The organism is Neptunomonas sp. (genome assembly GCF_016744175.1).
Lineage (GTDB): Bacteria > Pseudomonadota > Gammaproteobacteria > Pseudomonadales > Balneatricaceae > Neptunomonas.
Genome location: NZ_JADGEV010000007.1, coordinates 107,768 through 115,481 on the forward strand (window position 1 = coordinate 107,768; position 7,714 = coordinate 115,481).

At 42.8% G+C, this 7,714-nt stretch carries 9 protein-coding genes; 4 read left to right on the forward strand and 5 right to left on the reverse strand.

Translation table 11 applies throughout. The features are described from left to right. Nucleotides 1-79: 79 nt before the first annotated feature. Complete coding sequence (gene sohB, locus QZZ55_RS04885) at nucleotides 80-1,150, reverse strand: protease SohB (RefSeq protein ID WP_293265915.1); 1,071 nt, start codon at nucleotides 1,148-1,150, stop codon at nucleotides 80-82. Nucleotides 1,151-1,258: 108 nt separating this feature from the next. Here sohB and QZZ55_RS04890 point away from each other — a divergent pair, with 108 nt between their 5' ends. Continuing rightward, nucleotides 1,259-1,588, forward strand: coding sequence for an SCP2 sterol-binding domain-containing protein (locus tag QZZ55_RS04890; protein WP_293265918.1), 330 nt, complete (start codon nucleotides 1,259-1,261; stop codon nucleotides 1,586-1,588). Between the two features lies 1 nt (nucleotide 1,589). On the opposite strand, the gene nudC is transcribed toward QZZ55_RS04890, so the two are convergent. Then, nucleotides 1,590-2,375 (reverse strand): NAD(+) diphosphatase, encoded by a 786-nt coding sequence (nudC, locus tag QZZ55_RS04895; RefSeq protein ID WP_293265920.1) that lies wholly within the window; start codon nucleotides 2,373-2,375, stop codon nucleotides 1,590-1,592. Nucleotides 2,376-2,591: 216 nt separating this feature from the next. Between nudC and nhaB the strand changes: the two genes are divergently transcribed. Continuing rightward, nucleotides 2,592-4,097 (forward strand): sodium/proton antiporter NhaB, encoded by a 1,506-nt coding sequence (gene nhaB, locus QZZ55_RS04900; RefSeq protein ID WP_293265922.1) that lies wholly within the window; start codon nucleotides 2,592-2,594, stop codon nucleotides 4,095-4,097. Nucleotides 4,098-4,156: 59 nt separating this feature from the next. Here the strand turns inward: nhaB and dnaQ are convergent, their stop codons facing one another. From dnaQ to QZZ55_RS04915, 3 genes are read right to left on the reverse strand one after another with little or no spacing between them, the layout of a single operon-like run. Next, complete coding sequence (gene dnaQ, locus QZZ55_RS04905) at nucleotides 4,157-4,885, reverse strand: DNA polymerase III subunit epsilon (RefSeq protein ID WP_293265924.1); 729 nt, start codon at nucleotides 4,883-4,885, stop codon at nucleotides 4,157-4,159. 6 nt (nucleotides 4,886-4,891) lie between these two features. After that, nucleotides 4,892-5,335 (reverse strand): ribonuclease HI, encoded by a 444-nt coding sequence (gene rnhA / locus QZZ55_RS04910; protein ID WP_293265926.1) that lies wholly within the window; start codon nucleotides 5,333-5,335, stop codon nucleotides 4,892-4,894. Further along, nucleotides 5,322-6,098 carry a class I SAM-dependent methyltransferase gene (locus QZZ55_RS04915; RefSeq protein ID WP_293265928.1) on the reverse strand — a complete coding sequence of 259 codons (777 nt, stop codon included), beginning with the start codon at nucleotides 6,096-6,098 and terminating at the stop codon, nucleotides 5,322-5,324. Before QZZ55_RS04915 ends, rnhA begins: the two co-directional genes overlap by 14 nt. Before the next feature lie 98 nt (nucleotides 6,099-6,196). Here QZZ55_RS04915 and gloB point away from each other — a divergent pair, with 98 nt between their 5' ends. Both gloB and QZZ55_RS04925 read left to right on the forward strand, forming a co-directional pair. Next, complete coding sequence (gene gloB / locus QZZ55_RS04920; RefSeq protein ID WP_293265930.1) at nucleotides 6,197-6,970, forward strand: hydroxyacylglutathione hydrolase; 774 nt, start codon at nucleotides 6,197-6,199, stop codon at nucleotides 6,968-6,970. Nucleotides 6,971-7,040: 70 nt separating this feature from the next. Beyond that, on the forward strand, nucleotides 7,041-7,714 hold a 674-nt coding region (locus tag QZZ55_RS04925; protein WP_293265932.1), incomplete at its 3' end, for a transglycosylase SLT domain-containing protein.

A 7,714-nucleotide genomic window follows, 5' to 3' on the forward strand; every position in this document is an offset into this window, starting at 1 on the left:
CTATGCCTCCTTTCACGTCTTGTTTAAAACACTCTATTAGAAAAATATAGCTCATAGATGAGCAATAGAAAAATTATATTTATCGTGTCATGAATCGGCTATTCGACACTCGCGTCCAAATTTTTGAAACAACACCCTCTGAAGTTTGGATTGCCATCTCACTCAAGCGCTCCTGAAGTGTCTTTTTCATTTCATAACGGACCCGAAACACATCCGCATTATCACAAGCACTCATCAGATAATCATCACTTGTCGACAGCTCATCGACTAATTCTTCAGCCAAGGCTCTCTTACCAAACCATACTTCGCCTGTTGCTACTTTCTCTATGTCCAGTTGCGGGCGGTATTCAGATACAAACTCTTTGAAAAGTGCATGAGTGTCCTCAAGCTCTTCAATAAATTTCTGCTTACCTTTTTCAGTGTTCTCGCCAAACATTGTGACTGTGCGCTTATACTCTCCAGCGGTGAACATCTCATAATCAACATCATGCTTTTTAAGCACACGATTAAAATTAGGGACCTGAGCTATGACACCAATAGAACCTACAAGTGCAAAAGGCGCTGCTATAAGGCGGTCAGCCAAACAAGCCATTAAATAGCCGCCACTTGCAGCTACTTGGTCAACACATACCGTTAAGGGTATCCCAGAGTCTTTAATACGAGCCATTTGAGAAGCGGCAAGGCCGTAGGTATGCACCATACCACCCGCACTTTCTAATCTAATAACCACTTCATCGCAAGGCCGAGCAAACGTCAGTACTGCAGATATTTCTTCTCTGAGCAATTCCACTTCACTGGCTTTAATATCACCATCAAAATCAAGAACATAGACACGTTTTTTATCTTCAGGCTCTTGAGCTGGTGTATTTTTCGCTTCTTTCTTGCGCTGCTTACTTTCTAGCTTATCTTGCTTCTTCTGCTGTTTAAGCAGGTGCTTATAAGCATCTTTATCGAGTACAGCCGCTTCAACGGCATCTTTCATATCTTCGTAAAGATCATTGATAGAGGTGACATCAACTTCACCATCTCGATCATCACGGCGATTACGCGAACTTACCATTATGATGCCTGCTACCAAAAGCAGTATCACGACTAATCCAGTGAATGCTTTCGCAGCAAACAGGCCGTATTCAAAGAAAAATTCAGACAACAGGTTTCTCCATAAAAAGAGTTATCAGTATTAAGTGCGGTAATGTACCATAAAAGCGAATTAACGAATCCACTGTACGCTACTTTTCGTGATAGGAATGTATATATAATGAGTTCAGATATTACCGTAGCCCGCGTTATTGAAAAACTACCATCACGCTTCCAAGCAGATGCCGCCGGTAGCTTAAACGCCATTTTCCAATTTCTACTGGAAGATGACGATGATTTCTACATCTCTATAAAAGAACAAGAATGCACAACCCAACCCGGCGAGCACCAAGACCCTTCTATCACATTGATTATGGATTCCAACACCTTTATTAAAGTAGTGACAGGAGAGCAAGATGGCATGAGCGCATTCTTAAAGGGACAACTGCGCGCCGAAGGCAATGTCATGCTCGCTACAAAACTAGGCAAGTTATTTAAAAACAAAACCTAGTTCAGCTTTCACCCCGAAGAAAACGTTCAATAAGTGCGGATGATATCGCAAATGAAGGAGGCAAGTCAGGCATCGCATCTCGGTGATACCAGTTAGCCTCTTCTATCTCTACTCCATCAGGTATTAACTCCCCACCTGCATAATCGGCAAAAAAACCTAACATTAAAGAGTGCGGAAATGGCCATGATTGGCTTTGAATATAGCGTACATTAGCAACATCAACTCCTACTTCCTCTTTAATCTCACGATGAACCGCCGCTTCAGCCGTTTCGCCTGCTTCAATAAAACCCGCGAGCGTACTAAAAATACCAGGTTTAAAACGAGGTGAACGAGCCAAAATACAACGATCACCATCAACAACCAAAACAATAATACAGGGCGATATGCGAGGGTATTGAACTAGCGAGCATTTTTCACAATGCTTTGCCAGATCTGCATTATGATGCTGCATTTCATTTGCGCAGCGCCCACAAAAGCGATGCTCATTATGCCAAATAATCAATTGCGCGGCCCGTGACAAGTTCACATATTCTGCCTCATCTTGGGAGACAGACAGCAACCCTCTCAGATTTGCTTTTTCAAAAGAAATAGGAGACCCACGTTTTAAAATAGCTAAATGGATTTGCTCTCCCCTCATGTCACCCACTGGGTAGATAGCCTCAACGTTCTCTTTTGAGAAATCATCTAATGTGGCGTGCAGGTACCCACCTTCGTTATTTAAAAACATTGCCCCAGATGAGCCAACAACGTAATGCCCTTTCACTGTCATTCCTTGCTCTTTTGTCATTGATTTTCCTATAGAAATCGGGGGATATACTTATTTAAAAGTTTATCAAGTACCAGCCCCCAACTGATCTATGTCACAAACTAACTATAATGCGGAATTAATTAGCCAATAATCACGCATAACTATTCAGGTTTTATCAATCTACTGCTAGTCTACACCAACATTTGAGTATCCGTTTGTAGTAAACGACCTGTTTAACAATTAGGACAATAATAAATGACCATCACCTTTCCTCAGGCGCTAATGCGCAATTTCCTAGGAAATTCTCCCGTCTGGTACAAGCAGGCCATTATTGGCTTTCTGATTTTAAACCCCATCCTATTGATGGTTGCAGGCCCTGTTGTTACCGGCTGGACACTCATTTTTGAGTTTATTTTCACACTAGCGCTGGCACTTAAGTGCTACCCGCTACAACCCGGTGGACTGCTTGCTTTAGAGGCCATTGTCATCGGACTAGCATCACCAGAATCAGTTTATCATGAAGTAAGCAGCAACCTTGAGGTCATCCTACTGTTGATGTTTATGGTAGCTGGCATCTACTTTATGCAAACCATGCTGCTATGGATCTTTACCATTATTCTTTTAAAGGTAAAATCCAAAGCAATGCTCTCATTGTTGTTTTCATTATCTGCTGCGTTCTTATCAGCTTTTCTCGATGCGCTCACGGTAACAGCGGTACTCATCAGCGTCGGTGTTGGTTTTTACTCCGTTTATCATAAGGTGGCCTCCGGCAAGAACTACGATCACGATCATGACCATGCTGATGATGAGTCTGTTGAAGAAACAAACAGAAATGATCTCGAAGATTTTCGTGCATTTCTAAGAAGCTTGTTAATGCACGGTGCCGTTGGAACGGCTCTCGGTGGCGTTTGTACACTGGTTGGCGAGCCACAAAACCTGCTTATCGCGCAAAAAGCAGGCTGGGACTTCATACAGTTCTTCGTCTTAATGGCCCCTATCACTATGCCGGTTCTAATCGCAGGCTTAATTACTTGCTTCGTATTAGAGAAGACTCGTATATTTGGGTATGGAGTAGAACTGCCTTCAAGAGTACGACATATTCTTGAAGACTTCGCCGCAGAAGAAGATAAAAAACGTACGCTGCGTGATAAAGCAGTACTTATGGTTCAAGTACTCGTGTCTATTTTTCTTGTATTAGCATTGGCTTTTCATCTAGCTGCAGTAGGCCTTATCGGTTTAACCATCATCGTATTACTTACCGCCTTTAACGGCATTACCGAAGAACACCAAATAGGCAAAGCTTTTGAAGAAGCATTACCTTTTACAGCGCTTTTAGTTGTGTTCTTTGCCGTAGTATCGGTTATACATGACCAACACCTATTCCAACCTATCATCCACGCTGTACTTGAGATGGATCTTAAAGATCAACCTGGCTTCTTCTTTATAGCCAATGGCTTGCTTTCTGCCATTAGTGATAACGTATTTGTAGCTACGGTATACATTAATGAAGTGGCAGCTGCGCTAGAAGCCGGAACAATTACACGTGATCACTTTGATGCCTTAGCTATTGCTATTAACACGGGAACTAATATTCCAAGTGTTGCTACGCCAAACGGCCAGGCTGCTTTTCTGTTTTTGTTAACATCTGCTCTAGCACCACTCATTCGCCTTTCGTATGGTCGCATGGTAGTTATGGCATTCCCATACACTGTCGTGATGAGTATTGTCGGCTACATTGCAGTTAACATTGCGCTAGGCTAGTTATTTCACAACAAAAAAAGCGGGCTATTTAGCCCGCTTTTTTATTGCTCTATTGTTCGTTAGCTATTCGGCTCAACAACAGCCTTTCGCCACAAACACTCTCCGCCCGCACTTTTATCAAGCCTACTAAGAAATGCTTCATGCTCAACAAGCTCATCACCTGTTGCAGCTAAAACAGCCAAATTTAATGACTCTGACCCCACCCGCTTAATGACAACCTCGTCGCCTTCCTGGCCTTGATCGCCATCACTATCACTTAACAACAGTGATGTTTGGCCACCGGTTAGCGCTAAATATACATCGGCAAGAATCTCCGAATCTAATAAAGCGCCATGTAGTTCACGGTGTGAGTTATCGATGCCGTATCGTTTACATAGTGCATCTAGGTTATTTTTTTGCCCGGGGTGCTTGTGTCGGGCTAACCGTAAGGAGTCAGTAATAGTACAAATATCGGCCATGCGAACGTCGTAACCGTTACGACCTAATTCCGCGTCAAGGAAACCTATATCAAACGTCGCATTATGGATTATTAATTCAGCACCACGAACGTACTCGAGAAACTCGTCAGCTATGTCTTTGAAGCGGGGCTTATCATCCAAAAATTCATGTGTAATACCATGCACAGCCATCGCTTCTTTATCAATTTCATGGACCGGCTTGGTATATTGGTGGTAATGATTTCCTGTCAACTTTCTCCGCTGCATCTCAACACAGCCGATTTCGATAATATTATGTCCTTGGGACCATTCAAGCCCCGTTGTTTCTGTATCGAGAATAATCTGACGCATATTGCATTAAACCTTTTTTAAAATCTCATCTACACCACGATTAGCTAGCTCATCAGCCAATTCATTCTCAGGGTGCCCACTGTGCCCCTTAACCCAGCGCCATTCAATGTCATACTGAGCTGACAATTCATCGAGGCGTTGCCATAAATCTGCATTTTTCACAGGTTTCTTAGCCGCCGTTTTCCACCCATTTTTACGCCACCCAGCTATCCACTCAGTAATACCTTTGCGTACATATTGAGAATCAGTAGTCAAAATTACAGGGCGTGTGCTTTTTAAAGCGGATAGCGCTTCAATCGCACCCATTAACTCCATACGATTGTTGGTAGTATCCTTATCACCACCCCAAAGATGCTTTACGGTTTCACCGTATCTTAAAACGGCTCCCCAGCCTCCCGGACCAGGATTGCCTTTACAGGCACCATCAGTAAATATCTCAACGGCTTTCACGTGCTTGTCCCCTTGTGGCCGGTTCAGCAACCGGCAATCTAATAAAACGCTTTCCTGTTTTTTCAGGATGTATTGCCGTCATTCCACCCACATCTTTTCGAGCGAGGATAATATTAATGGCACCGAAACGAGATAAGTACTTTCTTCCTAAGCCTTGCAGCTTTCCAAATTTTCTTCTTACATTTGATGATTCATATGACGGCAGAAAATAGTCACTGGTAGTTTTCAGTTCAGTTAATTCTAATAATTTTATCCAATCTACCAACCGGTAATGGCTTATAAAATGAGCCTTCTGCCAAATTGGTGCCTTACTTTTTCGTGTCCAAAGGCGAGATATACCCCACCAAGAAACAGGGTTGAAATTTACGATAAGTAAATGCCCTCCCGGACGAAGAACACGCGCAGCCTCACGTAAAACCTGATGCGGGCTAGCGGCAAAATCCAACGAGTGATGCAACAAAACAACGTCTACACTATTGTGCTCAAGTGGCAGTTCGGCGTTTTGTGCAATAAGACTGTTCGGCTGCATACCCAGCTCAAGCTGGTGGTAAACAATGAATGCATGCGCGACAGCGCTTTTACTAGCGAGGTCTATTGTCGGATCTACTCCAATCTGCGCCAAATGCACGCCGTACAAGCCGGGCAATAGCTGATCAAGTACCTGCTGCTCGGTTTCCAGCAAGTCTTTACCGAGGTCATTTGAAAACCAACGCTTTAACGATCCAGCCAGCTCTTCAATGGGTTGTTGAGTATGAAAATTCATATCGAAACGTTATCAACCTAAATATTAACTAAGCCTACATGTTAACAGTCATCACCATTTAGGGTAATCTCCGACTAACAAAAAAGATGAGGTTCACTATGTTTACTGTATTACCACTCCCAGCGTTTAACGACAATTACATTTGGATGTTAACCAGTGCAGACCACCCTGGAATGGTTGTAGTAGACCCTGGTGATGCTGATGTAGTAATCAAAGCAGTGAACGACTCAAGCATACCACTTGTAGCAATTTTACTAACGCACCACCACCCTGATCATACTGGTGGCGTTAAACAACTCGTTGATCTTTTTTCTGTGCCTGTTTACGGCTCTGCAAACTCACCATTTAAAGAGATATCCCAGCCTTTAACAGATGGCATGCAAATAAGCATTCTAGGAAAAGCATTAGTAATAAAAGAAATTCCAGGTCATACATTGGACCATATCTCATACTACTTAGCTGATGAAACATCACAAATATTTTGCGGTGATACACTTTTCCTTGCAGGTTGCGGCCGGCTGTTCGAAGGATCTCCCCAGCAAATGCTTAGTAACATGGACTATTTTAAAACGTTACCGCTTAACACCCAAGTATACTGCACACACGAATACTCACTCGCTAACTTAGCTTTTGCTCATGCGGTAGAGCCAACTAATGCTGATATCAGCAATACAATAGTACGCTGTGAAGAGTTACGCTCACGTAATTTACCCACGCTACCTTCATCTATCGGTCAGGAATTAAAAATCAATCCTTTTATGCGAGCAGAAATATGTGATGTACAAAATGCCGCCAGTAACCACACAAAATCTAATATTAACAACCAATTAGATGCCTTCACCGCCATCCGAGAGTGGAAAAACAGCTTCTGACCGTTAAGGTGCATTGACCCATTATCTGAGCCTGCTAAAATTACCCATCAAAATTTGCTGGAAAGATCGTATGCCTCGTCGTTTAATTGTTTCAACATTAATTGTTTCAAGCCTCATGGCTGGTTGCCAAACAATACCCAAGAACGACTCTGCGTCCATCTTACCTAGCCCTTCAGTCACTCCCGAAGCAGTCATATCAAATGTTGTAATTGAACAGACTAAAATAGATGTAAAACCAAAACAACAAGCACCATATCTGCAAAGCCCAGACAATCTCTGGGAGTTGACTCGGCAAAATTTTCAACTGACAAACGAAGCTCAGCACGATGCCGTTGATATTCAAATAGGCTGGTATAGTAAATACCCTGCCCATATGCGTCGCATAACAGAAAACGCTGCTCGTTATTACCATTATGTTTTAAGTGAAGTACTAAAGCGTGATTTACCTGCTGAAATCGCATTACTACCAGCGGTAGAAAGTAGTTATGATCCTCAAGCATACTCTTCTGGACACGCAGCAGGGATATGGCAATTTATTCCAAGCACTGCAAAGTATAGAGGTATTAAAAGAAGCCGTTGGTATGATGGTCGTAAGGACATAATAGAGTCAACGAAGTTTGCCCTAGACTACCTTGAACATTTAAATAAGCGCTTTGACGGCGATTGGCTGTTAACAATGGCTGCTTATAATGCTGGCGGCGGCACCATTTCAAAAGCCATGAGAAAAAACCGTGAAGCAGGAAA

What these genes read in the sequence shown, in the direction of transcription:
- QZZ55_RS04890 (WP_293265918.1), top strand. Translation starts at nt 1,259, where the DNA reads ATGAGTTCAGATATTACCGTAGCCCGCGTTATTGAAAAACTACCATCA.
- nudC (WP_293265920.1), bottom strand. Translation starts at nt 2,375, where the DNA reads ATGACAAAAGAGCAAGGAATGACAGTGAAAGGGCATTACGTTGTTGGC.
- nhaB (WP_293265922.1), top strand. Translation starts at nt 2,592, where the DNA reads ATGACCATCACCTTTCCTCAGGCGCTAATGCGCAATTTCCTAGGAAAT.
- dnaQ (WP_293265924.1), bottom strand. Translation starts at nt 4,885, where the DNA reads ATGCGTCAGATTATTCTCGATACAGAAACAACGGGGCTTGAATGGTCC.
- QZZ55_RS04915 (WP_293265928.1), bottom strand. Translation starts at nt 6,098, where the DNA reads ATGAATTTTCATACTCAACAACCCATTGAAGAGCTGGCTGGATCGTTA.
- gloB (WP_293265930.1), top strand. Translation starts at nt 6,197, where the DNA reads ATGTTTACTGTATTACCACTCCCAGCGTTTAACGACAATTACATTTGG.